At 71.8% G+C, this 16,956-nt stretch carries 13 protein-coding genes; 6 read left to right on the top strand and 7 right to left on the bottom strand.

Annotated elements, in window-relative coordinates:
* Positions 1-203: 203 nt before the first annotated feature.
* The gene (locus OG553_RS24820; protein WP_405981096.1) at positions 204-1,796 is read left to right on the top strand and encodes a Na+/H+ antiporter; all 1,593 of its coding nucleotides are present in this window, start codon (positions 204-206) and stop codon (positions 1,794-1,796) included.
* A 13-nt stretch (positions 1,797-1,809) separates the two neighbouring features.
* Here the strand turns inward: OG553_RS24820 and OG553_RS24825 are convergent, their stop codons facing one another.
* Positions 1,810-2,853: a mechanosensitive ion channel family protein gene (locus OG553_RS24825; protein ID WP_405983126.1), complete on the bottom strand. Its 1,044-nt coding sequence runs from the start codon at positions 2,851-2,853 to the stop codon at positions 1,810-1,812.
* A gap of 63 nt (positions 2,854-2,916) precedes the next feature.
* Here OG553_RS24825 and OG553_RS24830 point away from each other — a divergent pair, with 63 nt between their 5' ends.
* The gene (locus OG553_RS24830; protein ID WP_405981097.1) at positions 2,917-3,495 is read left to right on the top strand and encodes a dienelactone hydrolase family protein; all 579 of its coding nucleotides are present in this window, start codon (positions 2,917-2,919) and stop codon (positions 3,493-3,495) included.
* 85 nt (positions 3,496-3,580) lie between these two features.
* Here OG553_RS24830 and OG553_RS24835 read toward each other — a convergent pair whose 3' ends face one another.
* The 5 genes from OG553_RS24835 to OG553_RS24855 form a co-directional block, all read right to left on the bottom strand.
* Positions 3,581-4,546: a zinc metalloprotease gene (locus OG553_RS24835; protein WP_405983127.1), complete on the bottom strand. Its 966-nt coding sequence runs from the start codon at positions 4,544-4,546 to the stop codon at positions 3,581-3,583.
* A 223-nt stretch (positions 4,547-4,769) separates the two neighbouring features.
* On the bottom strand, positions 4,770-6,416 hold the full coding sequence (locus OG553_RS24840) for an alkaline phosphatase D family protein (RefSeq protein ID WP_405981098.1): 1,647 nt from the start codon (positions 6,414-6,416) through the stop codon (positions 4,770-4,772).
* 143 nt (positions 6,417-6,559) lie between these two features.
* Entirely contained in the window at positions 6,560-7,354 is a 795-nt protein-coding gene (locus OG553_RS24845; RefSeq protein ID WP_405981099.1) for a DsbA family protein, read from the bottom strand.
* Between the two features lie 47 nt (positions 7,355-7,401).
* On the bottom strand, positions 7,402-8,091 hold the full coding sequence (locus OG553_RS24850; protein ID WP_405981100.1) for a hypothetical protein: 690 nt from the start codon (positions 8,089-8,091) through the stop codon (positions 7,402-7,404).
* Between the two features lie 131 nt (positions 8,092-8,222).
* On the bottom strand, positions 8,223-9,548 hold the full coding sequence (locus OG553_RS24855) for a DUF2252 domain-containing protein (RefSeq protein WP_405981101.1): 1,326 nt from the start codon (positions 9,546-9,548) through the stop codon (positions 8,223-8,225).
* A 178-nt stretch (positions 9,549-9,726) separates the two neighbouring features.
* Between OG553_RS24855 and dnaE the strand changes: the two genes are divergently transcribed.
* Positions 9,727-13,269 carry a DNA polymerase III subunit alpha gene (dnaE, locus tag OG553_RS24860; RefSeq protein ID WP_405981102.1) on the top strand — a complete coding sequence of 1,181 codons (3,543 nt, stop codon included), beginning with the start codon at positions 9,727-9,729 and terminating at the stop codon, positions 13,267-13,269.
* A gap of 113 nt (positions 13,270-13,382) precedes the next feature.
* Here dnaE and OG553_RS24865 read toward each other — a convergent pair whose 3' ends face one another.
* Positions 13,383-13,547 (bottom strand): hypothetical protein, encoded by a 165-nt coding sequence (locus tag OG553_RS24865; RefSeq protein ID WP_405981103.1) that lies wholly within the window; start codon positions 13,545-13,547, stop codon positions 13,383-13,385.
* A gap of 213 nt (positions 13,548-13,760) precedes the next feature.
* On the opposite strand from OG553_RS24865, the gene OG553_RS24870 reads away from it, so the two are divergent.
* Genes OG553_RS24870 through OG553_RS24880 form a run of 3 tightly spaced genes read left to right on the top strand, consistent with a single transcriptional unit; the run spans position 13,761 to position 16,934 of the window.
* A complete protein-coding gene (locus OG553_RS24870) occupies positions 13,761-15,047 on the top strand; it encodes an NYN domain-containing protein (RefSeq protein ID WP_405981104.1) in 1,287 nt (428 codons plus the stop codon).
* A 28-nt stretch (positions 15,048-15,075) separates the two neighbouring features.
* Positions 15,076-16,113 carry an ABC transporter ATP-binding protein gene (locus tag OG553_RS24875; protein WP_405981105.1) on the top strand — a complete coding sequence of 346 codons (1,038 nt, stop codon included), beginning with the start codon at positions 15,076-15,078 and terminating at the stop codon, positions 16,111-16,113.
* Positions 16,110-16,934, top strand: coding sequence for an ABC transporter permease (locus OG553_RS24880; protein WP_405981106.1), 825 nt, complete (start codon positions 16,110-16,112; stop codon positions 16,932-16,934). Before OG553_RS24875 ends, OG553_RS24880 begins: the two co-directional genes overlap by 4 nt.
* Positions 16,935-16,956: the final 22 nt, after the last annotated feature.

Genomic DNA, 16,956 nt, shown 5'->3' on the forward strand with positions numbered 1-16,956 from the left:
GGTGCGGTGGCTGCGCGCGTACCGCTGCGCGCGGCCGTCCCCTACCCGCCCTTCCACCGTTCCCAGGGGATCCGCCCCTGACCCCGTTGCGCTCAAACGCCGCGCGGGCTGGATTCGCGCAGCGAATATCCAGCCCCGCAGCGGTACGCGCGCAGCCACCGCGCCTCAGGGCCGCGCAGCCGCGGATGCGGCAGGGTGGGGCCGTGGATCAGCTCGCTCTGCTCTTCGTGCTGCTGCTCGGCGCCGTCGTGACCGTACCGCTCGGGGACCGGCTCGGGCTGCCCGCGCCCGTGCTGATGACCCTCGCGGGGGTCGGCCTGGCGCTGGTGCCGGCCGTGCCCAACGTGGACGTTCCGCCCGAGTTCATCCTGCCGCTGGTGCTGCCGCCGCTGCTGTACGCCTCCGTGCAGCGCACGTCCTGGCGGCAGTTCGCCGCCAACGTGCGGCCGATCCTGCTGCTGGCCGTGGCCCTGGTGTTCGTGACCACCGCCGCCGTCGCCGGGGTCGCGCACGCCGTCGTGCCGGGACTGCCGCTGGCCGCCGCCGTCGCCCTCGGCGCGCTCGTCGCCCCGCCCGACCCCGTCGCCGCCACCGCCGTGGCCGGGGCGCTCGGGCTGCCGCGCCGGATGGTGTCGATCCTTGAGGGCGAGGGCCTGTTCAACGACGTCACCGCCATCGTGCTCTACCACGTGGCCGTCGCCGCCGCCGTGAGCGGCAGCTTCTCCTGGCCCGACGCGCTCGGGGAGTTCGTGCTGTCCGCCGTGGTGGCGGTGGCCGTCGGGCTGGGGCTCGGCTGGGCCGCGAACCGGCTGATGGGCCGGCTCGGCGACGCCACCCTCCAGATCGGGCTGACGCTGCTCGTGCCGTTCGTGGCGTACGTGGTCGCGGAGGAGCTCCAGGGCTCGGGGGTGCTGGCCGTGCTGACCACGGCCCTGTTCCTCGCCGAGTACGCGGGCGACGCCGACGACGTGCTGGGGCGGCTCGCCGGGCACACCTTCTGGGAGATCGTCGACATGCTGGTCACCGGGGTGGCGTTCGGGCTGATCGGGCTGGAGCTGCACAACGTGTTCGGGGTGGCCCGGGGCCGCGAGTGGGCCATGGCAGGCTGGGCGGCGGCGGTGATCGCGGTGGTGGTCGGCGTACGGCTGGTCTGGCTGCTGCCGGCCGCCTGGCTGGCGAAGAAGCTGCACCGGCGCCGCGACTACGACGAGGAGATCCCGCTGAGCTGGAGGGAGAGCCTCGTGATGTGGTGGGCCGGCATGCGCGGGGTGGCCTCGGTGGCACTGGCGCTGGCCCTGCCCTTCCGTACGGACTCGGGGGAGCCCTTCCCGGCGCGGGACGAGATCGTCTTCATCGCCTTCGCGGTGATCATGGCCACGCTGGTGATCCAGGGGCTGACCCTGCCGTGGCTGGTGCGCCGGCTGGGCGTGGAAGCGGACGCGGACGTGGAACGGGAGACCGAGCGTCGGCTGGCGCTGCGCGCGGCGAAGGCGGCGAAGCGGCGGCTCAAGGAGATCGAGGCGGTCGAGGACCTCCCCGAGGACCTGGTGGAGGTCCTGTACCGGCGCGCGTACGACGTCGGGGCCCGGATCAGCCCGGACCTGGTCGACGAGGAGCGGCGGGAGGCGTACGCGAAGCGGGTGGAGCGGATCCGCGACGTGCAGCGCATCCAGCGGGAGATGATGTCCGCCGCCCGGCACGAGGTCCTCGCGGCCCGCAGCGAACCGGGCTCCGACCCGGAGATCGTCGACCGGGTGCTGCGGCACCTGGACGTGAGAAGCCTGCGCAGCCCGTAGGCGGGGCGGCGGGCTAGGCGGGGTCCGGGCGGGCCGCTTCCGTCGTGGTGACGCGGGGGAGGGCGTACGGGTGCTGGGCGGCGAGCCAGGCGATCATCCGCTCGCGGACGGCGCAGCGTACGGTCCACACGTCGTCGCCGTCCTTCGCCGTGACCACCGCGCGGACCACGATGGTGTTCGGGGTGGTGTCGGTGACGGCCAGGCTGCCGGTGCGGCCGTCCCACTCGGGGACGTCCTTGAGGATCTCGGCGAGCTCGTCCCGCATGAGGGGGAGCGGGGCCGAGTGGTCCAGGTGCCAGAAGACCGTGCCGGTCATCTGCGCGCCGCCGCGCGACCAGTTCTCGTACGGCTTGCCCGTGAAGTACGAGACCGGCATCGTGATCCGGCGCTCGTCCCAGGTGCGGACCACCAGGAAGGTCAGGGTGATCTCCTCGACCCGGCCCCACTCCTTGTCCACGACCACCGTGTCCCCGATGCGCACGGTGTCCCCGAAGGCGATCTGCAGCCCGGCGAAGAGGTTGCCGAGGGAAGCCTGCGCGGCGATGCCCGCGACGATGCCGAGCACCCCGGCGGAGGCCAGCACCGAGGCGCCGACCGTGCGCATCGGCGGGAAGGTCAGCAGCATCGCGGCGGCGGCTACCACCACCGCCACGGCGGTGAGCACCCGCTGGATCAGGGTGACCTGGGTGCGGACCCGGCGGACCCGGGCGTCGTCGGGGGAGGCGGCGGCGTAGCGGGCGTACGTGGCCTCGACGACGGCCGCCGCGATGCCCACGAGCAGCCAGGCGGTCGAGGCGATCTGGACCAGGGTCAGGGCGTGCCCGACCCCGGCCGCGTGGGCGGGGAGGATGCCCGCCGGGCGGTACGCGGCCTGGAGCGCCGCGGTGCCGAGGACGAGCCGGAAGGGCGGGCCGCAGCGGCGCAGCAGGCCCCACAGCGGGGTTTCGGTGTGCCGGGCGTCGGCCTTGCGCAGCAGCAGGTCGAGCACCCAGCCGGCGACGAGGGTGAGGACCAGGGCGGCGCCGACGAACAGGGCGGGTCGCAGGACGTTCTGCATCTCCATGCCGGAGAACGTATCCACGGGGCGCCCCGGGACTCCCGCTTTTGCGGGAATGGCACGATGGGGGACATGAACATCATGCTCTTCCATTCGACGTACGGGCTGCGGCCCGCGGTCCACGCCGCGGCCGACCGGCTGCGCGAGGCCGGGCACGAGGTCCAGGTGCCGGACCTCTTCGAGGGCCGTACGTTCGCCACGTTCGAGGAGGGCGCGGCCTACCAGGAGGAGGTGGGCCGCGACGAGCTGCTCAAGCGGGCGGTGCTGGCGTCGGCCCCCTTCTCGGACCGGGGTCTGGTCTACGCGGGCTTCTCCTTCGGCGGCTCCGTCGCGCAGCACCTGGCGCTGGCCGACGACAAGGCGCGCGGGCTGCTGCTCCTGCACGGCACGGCGGACCTGGACGAGGACGCCTCGGCCGACGAGCTGCCGGTGCAGCTGCACATCGCGGACCCGGACCCGTACGAGACGCACGACTGGCTGACGGCCTGGTACCTGCGGATGCGGCGGGCCGGGGCGGACGTGGAGGTGCACGGCTACGCGGGTGCGGGGCACCTGTTCACGGACCCGGACCTGGAGGACTACGACGCGCGGGCGGCGGAGGAGACCTGGAAGGCCGCGCTGGCGTTCCTCGACACGCTGTAGGGCGCGCGGTCCGCGGCACGCAGGGCGATGCCCCCCGGCGCAGGGCGCCGGGGGGCATCGTCGTGGGTGCGGTGGAGCCTGCGGGTCAGCCGCGGTAGGCGGTCCACATGCTCTTCATGCGCGAGACCTGGCCCGCGGTGAACTGGTACATGCAGGAGTCGTACGTGTAGTCCATGAAGTTGTGGATCGGGTCGACGCCGGCCTTGCTGGTGCAGGAGTCGCGGCCGGTCGGGCACTCGAAGGCGGCGCTCTTCTCGGCCGGGGTGTCGGAGACGGAGTCGCCGCTGCCCGTGCAGCCGCCCTGGAAGGTGTGGTACAGGCCCATCCAGTGGCCGACCTCGTGGGTGGCGGTGTCGCCCTCGTTGTAGTTGGCGGCGGAGCCGCCGGGCAGCGAGGTGTTGAGCAGGACGACGCCGTCCATCTTGGGCGCGGAGCTGTAGGAGCTCGGGAAGGTCGCCCAGCCGAGCAGGCCGCCGCCGAGGTTGGCGGTGTAGATGTTGAGCGCGTTCTTGTCGCCCTTGCGCAGGGCGTTCTTCATGTCCTTCTCGGCCTGGGTGCCGTCGGAGACGTTGTACCAGGCGGCGTTGTCGGTGTAGTCGGTGCCGGCCAGGGTGAACTGGAAGCCGGAGTCGACGTTGCCGGTGCCCTTGCCGCTGTAGGCGGCGTTGAGGACGGCGATCTGGTTGCTGATGTCCGTGGCGGTCAGCTTTCCGGCGGTGCCGGAGGTGATGACGTGGACGTACACCGGGATGTTGGTGGCGGCGGCGGCGAGGGAGGTGCCGGCGCCGGAGCCGAAGACCTGCTGCGGGGACAGCTGGAGGCCCTTGAGCTTCTTCTGCAGGTCGGCGTCCATGGCCTTGACCTGGGCCTCGGTGACCTCGTTGGGCTCGGCCGCGTGGTCGTCCTTGGGCTTGGCGACGCGGGCGTTGGCAGGGGCGGAGCCCTGCTCGGCACAGGCCTCGGCACCGGTCTTGGGGGCTGCGGCGGCGACCGTGGTGGGGGCGGTCAGCGGGGCGAACGCCAGGGTGGAGGCCAGGACGGCCGTACCCATGATGCGGCGGCGGAGAAGGGGGGATATGCGGGCAACGGCGCGCACGGTGGCTCCTCGGCAAGCGTGGTGGGGGGTGAGGGATTTCCTCACGCTGGCCGGAAGTTTATGTGTGCATGTCATCAAGATGGCAAGTACCCGAAGGTTAAAGATTTGTTGCCGATGTTGCGGATGGGGCTCCTGGTCTGCACCAGAAGCCCCCTTCCGCAGCAGATTTGACGGTGGGTCAGTTAACCGGACGGTCGGCCCGTTCCACCTTCTGGCTGCCGTTCAGCGTGCGGTACGAGCGGGCCCAGGAGGAGCTCGCGTCCTGCCTCCGCTTGTCGGATACGACGTAGTAGTCCATCTGCGAGCGCTCGGCCGTCACGTCCAGCACGCCGTAGCCGTGCGAGTCCATGTCCAGCCACTTAACGTGCCAGTTCGCCGCCTTGACGGCGCCCTCGGCCACGACCGAGAGGGTGTGCGGGGCCACGTGCAGCATGTCGTCGATGTTGTCGGAGGTCACCGAGGTCACCACGAACTCGGTGGCCGCCGTGCCCGAACCCGGGTACGTCGCCATGTTCACCGGGACGTCGTTCGCCCACGCCATGTGGATGTCGCCGGTCAGGAACACCGTGTTCTTGATGTTCCGGTCCTTCAAGTGGCCCAGGAGTTCCTTGCGGTCGTCCGTGTAGCCGTCCCACTGGTCCGTGTTGACCGCGATCCCGCCCTCGGGCAGGCCCAGCAGGTGCGCGAGCGGCTTCAGCAGGTGCGCGGGCAGCGAGGCGAAGGCCACCGGTGAGATCATCACCGAGGTGCCGACCAGCTTCCAGGTCGCGTTCGACGCCGCCAGCCCGGACTTGAGCCAGTCCAGCTGGGCCCGCCCGGTGATGGAGCGCTCCGGGTCGTCCACCGAGCCGCTGCCGGTCTTGGCCTGTTCCGAGCGGAAGGAGCGCAGGTCCAGCAGGTGCAGGTCGGCGAGGGTGCCGAACTGGAGCCGCCGGTAGACGGTGCCCGCGATGGAGGGGCGTACGGGCATCCACTCGAAGTACGCCTGCTTGGCGGCGGCCGCGCGGGCCGCCCAGTCGCCCTCGGCGCCCGGGGTGTGGTTCCCGGCGCCGCCGGACCAGGAGTTGTCGGCGAACTCGTGGTCGTCCCAGATGGCCACGATCGGATGGGCCGCGTGCAGGGCCTGGAGGTCGCCGTCCGTCTTGTACTTGCCGTGCCGCGTGCGGTAGTCGGTGAGCGAGACGATCTCGTTCTTCGGCTCGTGCTGGCGTACGACGTACTTCGCCTCGGGGTAGCCGCCGGTCTGGTACTCGTAGATGTAGTCGCCCAGGTGCAGCACCGCGTGCAGGTCGGTGCGGGCGGCCAGGTGGCGGTACGCGGAGAAGTAGCCGGACTCCCAGTTGGCGCAGGAGACCACGCCGAAGCGGATGCCGGGCGTGGTCGTGCCGGCCGCAGGGGCGGTCAGGGTGCGGCCGGCCGGGGAGACGGTCCCGTCGGCGGTGAACCGGTACCAGTACGGGGTCTGCGGGCGCAGGCCGCGCACGTCCGCCTTGACCGTGTGGTCGGAGGCGGCGGTCGCGGTGACCGAACCGCTCGCGACGATCCGGGAGAAGGCCTTGTCCTCGGCCACCTCCCAGCCCACCGCGGTGGCCGGGCCCAGGCCGGAGCCGGGCACCGCTTCGGGAGTCGGGGTGACGCGGGTCCAGAGCAGGACCCCGTCGGGCAGCGGGTCGCCGGAGGCGACGCCGTGGAGGAAGGCGGGCGCGGCCCCCGCCGCGTGGGCCGCCTGACCGCCGAGGGTGATCGGCGCGAGCGCGGCCGTGGCCGCGGCGGCCAGGACGACCGTACGGCGGCGCGGGTGTGGAGGGTTGAGATGACTGGTCACGGCCGATCATATTACTGATCGGTATGTGGCTGGGAACAGGTGCGAAACGGCAACGGGCGGGCGAACTCGAAGGGTTCGCCCGCCCGTTGTGGGACGGTTCCGGAGCCATGTCCGGATCTGTCAGGCCGTCAGCCCGCGCGTCATCAGCCCGCGAGCGCCTTGTCGATCGCCGCGGTGAAGGCCTCCGGCGTCGCCGGGGTCTCGATCTTCTTGCCGTCCATCTTCAGCGTCGGGGTGCCCGTCACCCCGGACTTGTTGAAGGCGGCCGACATGTCCATCGCCCACCGGTCGTACGTGCCGTCCTGGACCGCCTTCTTGAACTCGGCGTTGCCCTTCAGCGCCGGGACGGTGTCCGCGACCTTCAGCAGGTAGTCGTCCTTGGCGAACGCGTCGTTCGTCTCCTCGGGGTGCAGCGCCTTCGAGTAGAGCGCCCCCTTGTACTCCAGGAAGGCCTCGGGGCTCACGTTCAGGGCCGCGCCCAGCGCGCTCAGGGCGTTCTTCGAACCCTCGCCCTTGACGCCGTTGTCGATGAAGGTCGCGCCGAAGTAGCGGAGCTTGTACTTGCCCGCCTCCACGTCCTTCTTGACCTGGTCGCCCACCGACTGCTCGAACGAGGCGCAGGCCGGGCAGCGCGAGTCCTCGTACAGCTCCAGGGTCTTCTTCGCCTCGGACTTGCCGATCACCACCGTCAGGCCGTCCTCGCCCGCGGTGTTCTTCGGCTTGACCAGCTCGGCCTTGGCGGCCTTGTCCCAGTAGCCGGGCTCGTTGGCCTGGACGACCGCGTAGCCGACACCGCCGGCCAGCGCGAGGACGCCGACGACCGCGCCGGCCACCACCAGCTGGCGGCGGACCCTGTCCTTCTTCGCCTGGGCCTCGCGCTCGACGCGCAGCCGCTCGCGGGCTGCGGCCTTGTTCTGCTGGTTGTTGCGTGCACTCATGATGATCTCCGTGGAACGGGAAGGGAGGGGGACTACCGCGTACGTGCTCAGGCGCTCGCGAGCGCCGCGCGTACGGGAGGGCCCCGCCGGCCCACGGAATGCGCCGGGAAGCGGGTACGGGCCACCGCGCCGCGGAACACCGGCCGCAGCGCCCGCCCGGCCCGCCCGGGGGCGGCCCCGGCCGGGGCGGTGGCCAGCAGCAGCGGCCGGAACGCGAAGGCGGCGACCGCCCGCAGCAGCCGCACCAGGGCCCGCTCGCCGTGCCGCAGCCACGCGGCGGCCACCAGCCCGACGGTGACGTGCGCGCCGAGCAGCAGCCAGGGCGTCCACGGCCCGGGCGAGGCCAGCAGCTCCGCCGGATCCCCGGCCGGCCCGGCCACCCCGGTCAGCGGGCCGCCCACCGGGGTCCCGCCGCACAGCTCGTCCAGGCCCAGGGCGCGCAGCGGCCCGGCCACCGGCCCGCCGGCGGGGCCGTAGCAGAGGTGCTGGCCGGCGGTGAACACGGTGTCGGCCGCCAGCTCCAGCGGGACCAGCAGCCCGGCGATCGGGCCGAAGCCCCGCTCCCGGCCGGCCAGCGCGTAGGCGATCGCGAAGACCCCGGCGAAGGCCCCGGCGATCATCGCGGGCGGCAGCGGGACCCGGGACATGAGCACGTGGGACCCGGCCGAGAGCAGCACGACGAGCGCGCTGAACAGCGCGGCCCGCAGCCCCCGGATCCTCACCCCTGATATGTCCATCGCCGCGAGTCTGCCATGCCTTCCTGTGAGGGGGCGGAGACGGGGGGCCTTGTCGGCCAGGGCCCGGGGCCCGGCCCGGGGCCCGGGCCCCGGCCGCGGGCCCGCCCCGCCGCCACCACGCCCCCGGAGGGCTACGGCATGATCCGGCCGTTGCGGAACAGGTCCACGAAGATCTGGTGGTCGGCGCGGGCCCGGGCCCCGTAGGCGTGGGCGAAGTCGACCAGCAGCTCGGGGAAGCCCTCCTCGTCGGCGGCGATCACCGCGTCGATGGCCCGCTCCGTGGAGAACGGCACCAGGGACTGCCCGCTCTCGGCCTCGTCCGCCGAGGCGTGCATGGTGGCCGTGGCCCGTCCCAGGTCCGCGACCACCGCCGCGATCTCCTCCGGGTCGTCCAGGTCCGACCAGTCCAGGTCCACCGCGTACGGGGACACCTCCGCGACCAGCTGCCCGGCCCCGTCCAGCTCGGTCCAGCCCAGCCACGGGTCGGCGTGCGCCTGGAGGGCGCGCTGCGAGATCACCGTGCGGTGGCCCTCGTGCTGGAAGTACTCCCGGACCGCCCGGTCGGTGATGTGCCGGGACACGGCCGGGGTCTGCGCCTGCTTGAGGTAGATCACGACGTCGTTCTCCAGGGCGTCGCTGTGCCCCTCCAGCAGGATGTTGTACGAGGGCAGGCCCGCCGAGCCGATGCCCACGCCCCGGCGGCCCACCACGTCCTTGACCCGGTAGGAGTCCGGGCGCACCAGCGACTCCTCCGGCAGGGTCTCCAGGTAGCCGTCGAAGGCGGCCAGCACCTTGTACCGGGTGGCCGCGTCCAGCTCGATCGCCCCGCCGTCCGAGGTGAAGCGGCGCTCGTGGTCGCGGATCTCCGTCATCGAGTCCAGCAGGGAGAAGCGGGTGCGCGAGCGGGCCGCCCGCAGGGCCCCCAGCAGGGCGCCGTCGGCGGTGTCCAGGGTGAAGGAGGGGACCTCCTCGTTCTTGGCGCCGGTCGCCAGCTGGTGGATCCGCTCCCGGTAGGCCGCCGCGTAGGTCCGCACGAGGGAGCCGATCTGCTCGTCGCTGAGGGCCTTGGTGTAGCCGATCAGTGCGACGGAGGCGGCGAAGCGCTTGAGGTCCCAGGTGAAGGGGCCGACGTACGCCTCGTCGAAGTCGTTCACGTTGAACACCAGCCGGCCGTTGGCGTCCATGTACGTGCCGAAGTTCTCGGCGTGCAGATCGCCGTGGATCCACACCCGGCCGGTGCGCTCGTCCAGGTAGGGGCCGCCGTGCCGGTCGCGCTCCAGGTCGGCGTAGAAGAGGCAGGCCGTGCCCCGGTAGAAGGCGAAGGCCGAGGCCGCCATCTTCCGGAACTTGACCTGGAAGGCGGCGGGGTCGGCGGCGAGCAGCTCGCCGAATGCGGTGTCGAACACATCGAGTATCTGCTCGGCGCGCTGCTCGTCGGTGGTCTCGGTGACCGCCATGGCGGATGCCTCCTGGTGCAAGGGGTGGTACGGCTTCTGTCCGACTGGACGCCGGACCGGTCTTCCCGGTTCTGCAACTTCTGCAACGGACGACCGTACCCGTCAGTGCCCCGTGTCTGTCATTCCCGCGACGTAGGATTCGTAGCTGCCGCCCCTCTCTCCTCAGGAGGCCCCCACCGTGACCAAGACGCCGTTCACGCACCTGCACGTCCACACCCAGTACTCGCTGCTGGACGGTGCCGCGCGGCTGAAGGACATGTTCGCTGCCTGCAATGAAATGGGCATGACGCACATCGCCATGTCCGACCACGGCAACCTCCACGGGGCGTACGACTTCTTCCACACCGCGCAGAAGTCCGGCATCACCCCGATCATCGGCATCGAGGCGTACGTCGCCCCCGAGTCCCGGCGCAACAAGCGCCGCATCCAGTGGGGCCAGCCCCACCAGAAGCGGGACGACGTCTCCGGTTCCGGCGGTTACACCCACAAGACGATCTGGGCGGCGAACGCCACCGGCCTGCACAACCTCTTCCGGCTGTCCTCCGACGCGTACGCCGAGGGCTGGCTCACGAAGTGGCCGCGCATGGACAAGGAGACCATCAGCAAGTGGTCGGAGGGCCTGATCGCCTCCACCGGCTGCCCCTCCGGCGAGCTCCAGACCCGACTGCGCCTCGGCCAGTTCGACGAGGCCCTGAAGTCGGCCTCCGAGTACCAGGACATCTTCGGCAAGGACCGCTACTTCCTGGAGCTGATGGACCACGGCATCGAGATCGAGCGCCGGGTCCGCGACGGCCTCCTGGAGATCGGCAAGAAGCTCGGCATCCCGCCGCTGGTCACGAACGACTCGCACTACACCTACGCCAGCGAGGCCGGCGCCCACGACGCCCTGCTGTGCATCCAGACCGGCAAGAACCTCTCGGACCCCGACCGCTTCCGCTTCGACGGCTCCGGCTACTACCTGAAGTCGACCGACGAGATGTACGCCATCGACTCCTCGGACGCCTGGCAGGAGGGCTGCGCCAACACGAAGCTGGTCGCGGACCAGATCGACACCGAGGGCATGTTCAAGTTCCGGAACCTGATGCCGAAGTTCGACATCCCGGACGGCTACACCGAGGTCACCTGGTTCCGCGAGGAGACCATGCGCGGCATGCACCGCCGCTTCCCCGGCGGGATCCCCGAGGACCGCATGAAGCAGGTCGAGTACGAGATGGACACGATCATCTCGATGGGCTTCCCCGGCTACTTCCTCGTGGTCGCCGACTTCATCATGTGGGCCAAGAACCAGGGCATCGCGGTCGGCCCCGGCCGAGGCTCCGCGGCCGGCTCGATCGTCGCCTACGCCATGGGCATCACCGACCTCGACCCCATCCCGCACGGCCTGATCTTCGAGCGCTTCCTGAACCCCGAGCGCGTCTCCATGCCCGACGTCGACATCGACTTCGACGAGCGCAGGCGCGTCGAGGTGATCAGGTACGTGACCGAGAAGTACGGCGCCGACAAGGTCGCCATGATCGGCACCTACGGCACCATCAAGGCCAAGAACGCGATCAAGGACTCCGCCCGCGTCCTCGGCTACCCGTACGCCATGGGCGACCGCCTCACCAAGGCCATGCCCGCCGACGTCCTCGGCAAGGGCATCCCGCTCTCCGGCATCCTCGACCCGCAGCACCCCCGCTACGGCGAGGCCGGCGAGATCCGCGGGATGTACGAGAACGAGCCCGACGTGAAGAAGGTCATCGACACCGCCCGCGGCGTCGAGGGCCTGGTCCGCCAGATGGGCGTGCACGCCGCCGGCGTGATCATGTCCAGCGAGACGATCACCGACCACGTACCGGTCTGGGTCCGGCACACCGACGGCGTCACCATCACCCAGTGGGACTACCCGAGCTGCGAGTCGCTCGGCCTGCTGAAGATGGACTTCCTCGGCCTGCGCAACCTCACGATCATGGACGACGCCGTCAAGATGGTGAAGGCCAACAAGGGGATCGACATCGACCTCCTGGCCCTCCCGCTCGACGACGCCAAGACCTTCGAGCTCCTCGGCCGCGGCGACACGCTCGGCGTGTTCCAGTTCGACGGCGGGCCCATGCGCTCCCTGCTGCGCCTGATGAAGCCCGACAACTTCGAAGACATCTCCGCCGTGTCCGCGCTCTACCGGCCGGGCCCGATGGGCATGAACTCGCACACGAACTACGCCCTGCGCAAGAACAAGCAGCAGGAGATCACCCCGATCCACCCGGAGCTGGAGAAGCCCCTCGAAGAGGTGCTCGCGGTCACCTACGGCCTGATCGTCTACCAGGAGCAGGTGCAGAAGGCCGCGCAGATCATCGCCGGGTACTCCCTCGGCGAGGCCGACATCCTGCGCCGCGTCATGGGCAAGAAGAAGCCCGAGGAGCTGGCGAAGAACTTCGTCATCTTCGAGGAGGGCGCCCGCAAGAACGGCTTCAGCGACCAGGCGATCAAGGCCCTCTGGGACGTCCTGGTCCCCTTCGCCGGCTACGCCTTCAACAAGGCCCACTCGGCCGCGTACGGACTCGTCTCCTACTGGACCGCCTACCTCAAGGCGAACTTCCCGGCCGAGTACATGGCCGGCCTGCTCACCTCGGTCAAGGACGACAAGGACAAGTCCGCGATCTACCTCAACGAGTGCCGGCGCATGGGCATCAAGGTGCTCCCGCCGAACGTGAACGAGTCGGAGTCCAACTTCGCCGCCCAGGGCGACGACGTGATCCTCTTCGGCCTCACCGCCGTGCGCAACGTCGGACAGAACGTCGTCGACTCGATCATCAAGACCAGGAAGTCCAAGGGGAAGTACTCCTCCTTCCCCGACTTCCTCGACAAGGTCGAGGCCGTCGTCTGCAACAAGCGCACCGTCGAGTCGCTGATCAAGGCCGGCGCCTACGACGAGATGGGCCACACCCGCAAGGGCCTCGTCGCCCACCACGAATCGATGATCGACAACGTGGTCGCGGTCAAGCGCAAGGAGGCCGAGGGACAGTTCGACCTGTTCGGCGGAATGGGTGAAGAGGACGGCGGCGACGAGCCCGGCTTCGGCCTCGACGTCGAGTTCTCCGACGTCGAGTGGGAGAAGTCCTACCTGCTCGCCCAGGAGCGCGAGATGCTCGGCCTCTACGTCTCCGACCACCCGCTCTTCGGCCTGGAGCACGTCCTGTCCGACAAGACGGACGCGGGGATCTCCCAGCTCACCGGCGGGGAGCACTCCGACGGCGCCGTCGTCACCATCGGCGGCATCATCTCGGGCCTCCAGCGCAAGATGACCAAGCAGGGCAACGCCTGGGCCATCGCCACCGTCGAGGACCTGGCCGGCTCCATCGAGTGCATGTTCTTCCCCGCGACCTACCAGCTCGTCTCCACCCAGCTGGTCGAGGACACCGTCGTCTTCGTCAAGGGCCGCCTCGACAAGCGCGAGGACGTCCCCCGCCTGGTCGCCATGGAGATGATGGTCCCCGACCTCTCCTCCGCCGGCACCAACGCCCCCGTCGTCCTCACCATCCCGACCGTCAAGGTCACCCCGCCGATGGTGACCCGTCTGGGCGAGATCCTGCGCCACCACAAGGGCAACACCGAAGTGCGGATCAAGCTCCAGGGCCCCCGCACCACCACCGTGCTGCGCCTGGACCGGCACCGGGTCCAGCCCGACCCCGCCCTCTTCGGCGACCTCAAGGTGCTGCTCGGCCCCTCCTGCCTGGCCGGGTAGCCGGCCGGGGGCGTACGGACGCACCCGCGTACGGACGTACCCGCGCACCCGCGTACGGAAGGGCCCCGCCGGCGACGCTGCCGGTGGGGCCCTTCCGTCGTCCGCGCGCGGCGTCAGTTGTGGCCGAAGCGCTTCTGCTTGCTCTTGTGGGCCATGTCCAGCGGGCTCGGCGACTGCGAGGTGCGCTCCTCCGGCGTGACCTCGGCCGAACTGCGCTCCTGGCCGCCCGAACGCGGCTGCTGCTTGGCGGGCTGCTTCTGGTTCTTGTTCTTGGCCATGGAATGCCTCCGTGGGGGGTGTAGGGGCCAGGGCCGCCTTCACACTCACACACCCCCACAAAGCCCGCATTTTGGATCATTGGCATGCGCGGCGGGGGCCGCTTTCGAGGCCCCCCGGGAGATACGCCACGCCGATGATCGAGTTCCGGCCGTCAACACCCTTGCGGTCGGGCAGACTCGGGGAAAACCTGTCGAGGACCCCCACGGAAGAGGGTGGAACGCGTGGACCGATGCGTCGTCCTGGTGGACGCCGGATACCTGCTGGGGGCCGCCGCGAGCCTCCTCGCCGGGGAACCCTCCCGCTCCCGCATCACCGTCGACCACTCCGCCCTCATCCAGGGCCTGCGCGAACGCGCCGAGGCCGACACCCAGCAGCCCCTCCTGCGGATCTACTGGTTCGACGGAGCCCCCGACCGGGTCCCCCAGCCCGAGCACCGCCGGCTGCGCGTCATGAGCCGCGTCACCGTCCGGCTCGGCGCCCTGACCCGCAGCGACGGCCGCTGGGCGCAGAAGGGCGTCGACGCCGCCATGCACGCCGAACTCACCGAACTCGCCCGCAACCGGGCCTGCTCCGACGTGGTCCTCGTCACCGGCGACGGCGACCTCCTCCCCGGACTGATGTCCGCCAAGGAACACGGCGTCGCCGTCCACCTCTGGGCCGTACAGGCCGCCGACGGGGACTACAACCAGTCCGAGGACCTCGTCGCCGAGGCCGACGAACGCCGCGTGCTCGACCGCGCCTGGATCACCCGCGCCGTCCGCGCCCGCGACCTCGCCGGACTCTGCGCCCCGCCGCCCGCCCCCCGCCCCGAGATCGCCGCGATCCTCTCCGCGCCCCTGCCCGAGGCCGCCCTCGCCGAAGCCGCCCGCAACGGCGCCCCCGCCACCCCCGAGGCCCGCCCGAACGGAGCACCCGTACCGGCACCCGCCACCGAGGGGGCCAAGCCCGTCCCCACCCCCAAGGACCTCGCCGCGCTCCGCGCCCCCGCCCCGGTCCCCGCCGCCGCACCGGCCGCCCACGGCGCCGCCGGCCCGGCCGGCAGCGCCCTGCGCTGGTCCTCCGACAAGGGCTGGATCGACCGCCCCGGCCCGCTCGGCGAACCCGCCGAGACCGCCTCGCTGCCCACCCTCGCCCAGCTCACCAGCGCCGAGCAGCGCTGGGCCGACCGCGAGGAGGACATCACCACCGTCGGCGGCGACCCCTTCGAGGTCGGCCAGGTCTTCGCCCGCCGCTGGATGGAACGCCTCCCCGAAGCCGCCCACCTGCAGAAACTCGCCACCATGTACCCCCGCGTCCCGCACCGCATCGACGGGGAGCTGCTGCGCTACGCCGCCCGGTTCGGACTCCTCGCCCACAAGGACGACCAGATCGACGAGCACGACCGCTACGCCATCCGCGCCGGGTTCTGGAGGGAGATCGACGTCCGGGCCGCCGCCGAGCACGTCGGCGGTCCGGCCGCCCCCGTGGCCGGGGCCCCGATGACCCCGGCGGCCGAGTAGGGCCGGAAGCCGCGTAGGCTGCTCCCTCGTGAGTACGGGCACAGCACAGGCAGGAACGACCACGGCGGCGGCCACCGGAGCCGCCCCGGACGTGGTCTGCGCCGTGCGTGACCTGGTCAAGACGTACCCCGCCGTACGCGGCCGGCGCGGGGCCCCGGCCCTGCCCGAGACCCGCGCCAACGACGGGATCTCCCTGGACGTCCGGCGCGGCGAGGTCTTCGGCCTGCTCGGCCCCAACGGCGCCGGCAAGTCCACCCTGGTCCGCCAGCTCACCGGCCTGATGCGGCCCGACTCCGGCAGCGTCACCCTCCTCGGCCACGACCTCGTGCGCCACCCCGAGCGGGCCTCCCGGCTGCTGGCCTACCTCGGCCAGGAGTCCACCGCCCTCGACGAGCTCACCGTCGCCCTGGCCGCCGAGACCACCGGCCGGCTGCGCGGCCTCGGCGCGCGCGGGGCACGGGCCGAGCGGGACGACGTACTGGAGGAGCTCGGTCTCACCGAGATCGCCGCGCGCCCCCTCAAGAAGCTCTCCGGCGGACAGCGCCGGCTGGCCTGCTTCGCCGCCGCGCTCGTCGGGGAGCGGCCCGTCCTCGTCCTCGACGAGCCCACCACCGGCATGGACCCGGTGGCCCGGCGCGCCGTCTGGGAGGCCGTGGACCGCCGCCGGCTCGCCCGGGGCGCCACCGTCCTGCTCGTCACCCACAACGTCATCGAGGCCGAGACCGTCCTCGACCGGGTCGCCGTCGTCGACCAGGGCAAGGTCATCGCCTGCGACACCCCGGCCGGCCTCAAGACCCAGGTCTCCGACGAGGTCCGGCTGGAGCTGGTCTGGCGCACCGCCGCACCGCTGGACGTGCCCGAGGTCGCCGTGCTCGCCCCCAAGGCCGCCGAGTCCGGCCGCCGCTGGGTGCTGCGGCTGCCGCAGGACGAGGCCCGAGCGGCCGTCGCCGCCGTCACCGGAGGCCCGGCCTTCGCCGCCCTCGACGATTTCACGTTGGCCACGCCGAGCCTGGAGGACGTGTACCTCGCGCTGGGCGGCCGGATGAAGGGTCTGGTCAAGTCGTGACCACCGCTGCTGCCACTGCCGCTGCCACCGCTGCTGCCACTGCCACCGCTGCCGCCCCCGCCGCCGTCCTGGCTCCGAAGGCGCGGCTGTTCCCCGCCCTCGCCGCCGTCTACCGGGCCCAGCTGTCCCGGGCCCGCGTGGCCCGCATACCGCTGCTGTTCGTCGCCACCTTCCAGTCCGTCGGGATCATGGTCCTGATGCGGGGCGTGGTCGACGGGGGCGGCGGCTCGGAGGCCCGCGCCGTCGTCGCCGGCTCCTCCGTCCTCGTCGTCGCCTTCGTCGCGCTGAACCTGCTCGCGCAGTACTTCGGGCAGCTGCGGGCCGGCGGCGGCCTCGACCACTACGCCACCCTGCCCGTGCCGCCCGCCTCGGTGGTGCTCGGCGCGGCCGCCGCGTACGCCTCCTTCACCCTGCCCGGCACCCTGGTGACGGCCGTCTTCGGCTGCGTGCTGTTCGGCCTGCCGATGGGCGGGCTGTGGATCCTCGCCGCCGTCGTCCCCCTGGCCGGAGCAGCCCTCGCCGGACTCGGCGCCGCGCTGGGGCTGCTCGCCCCGCGCCAGGAGCTGGCCACCCTCGCCGGACAGCTCGGCATGTCGGCGGCGCTGCTGCTGGGCGTGCTCCCGGCCGAGCGGATGCCGCAGCCGATCGTGTGGGCGCGGGACCTGCTGCCGTCCACGTACGGGGTCGAGGCCTTCGCGGAGACCTTCGCCCCGCACCCCGACTGGACGGCCGTCCTCCTCGACCTCGGCGTGTGCGCGGCCGTCGGGGTGCTGTCCCTGGCCGTCGCCACCTGGGCCTACCGGCGGGCCGCGGTCCGCTGACGCCGGTCGCCGACGCCGGCCG

The organism is Streptomyces sp. NBC_00158 (genome assembly GCF_045160885.1).
Lineage (GTDB): Bacteria > Actinomycetota > Actinomycetes > Streptomycetales > Streptomycetaceae > Streptomyces.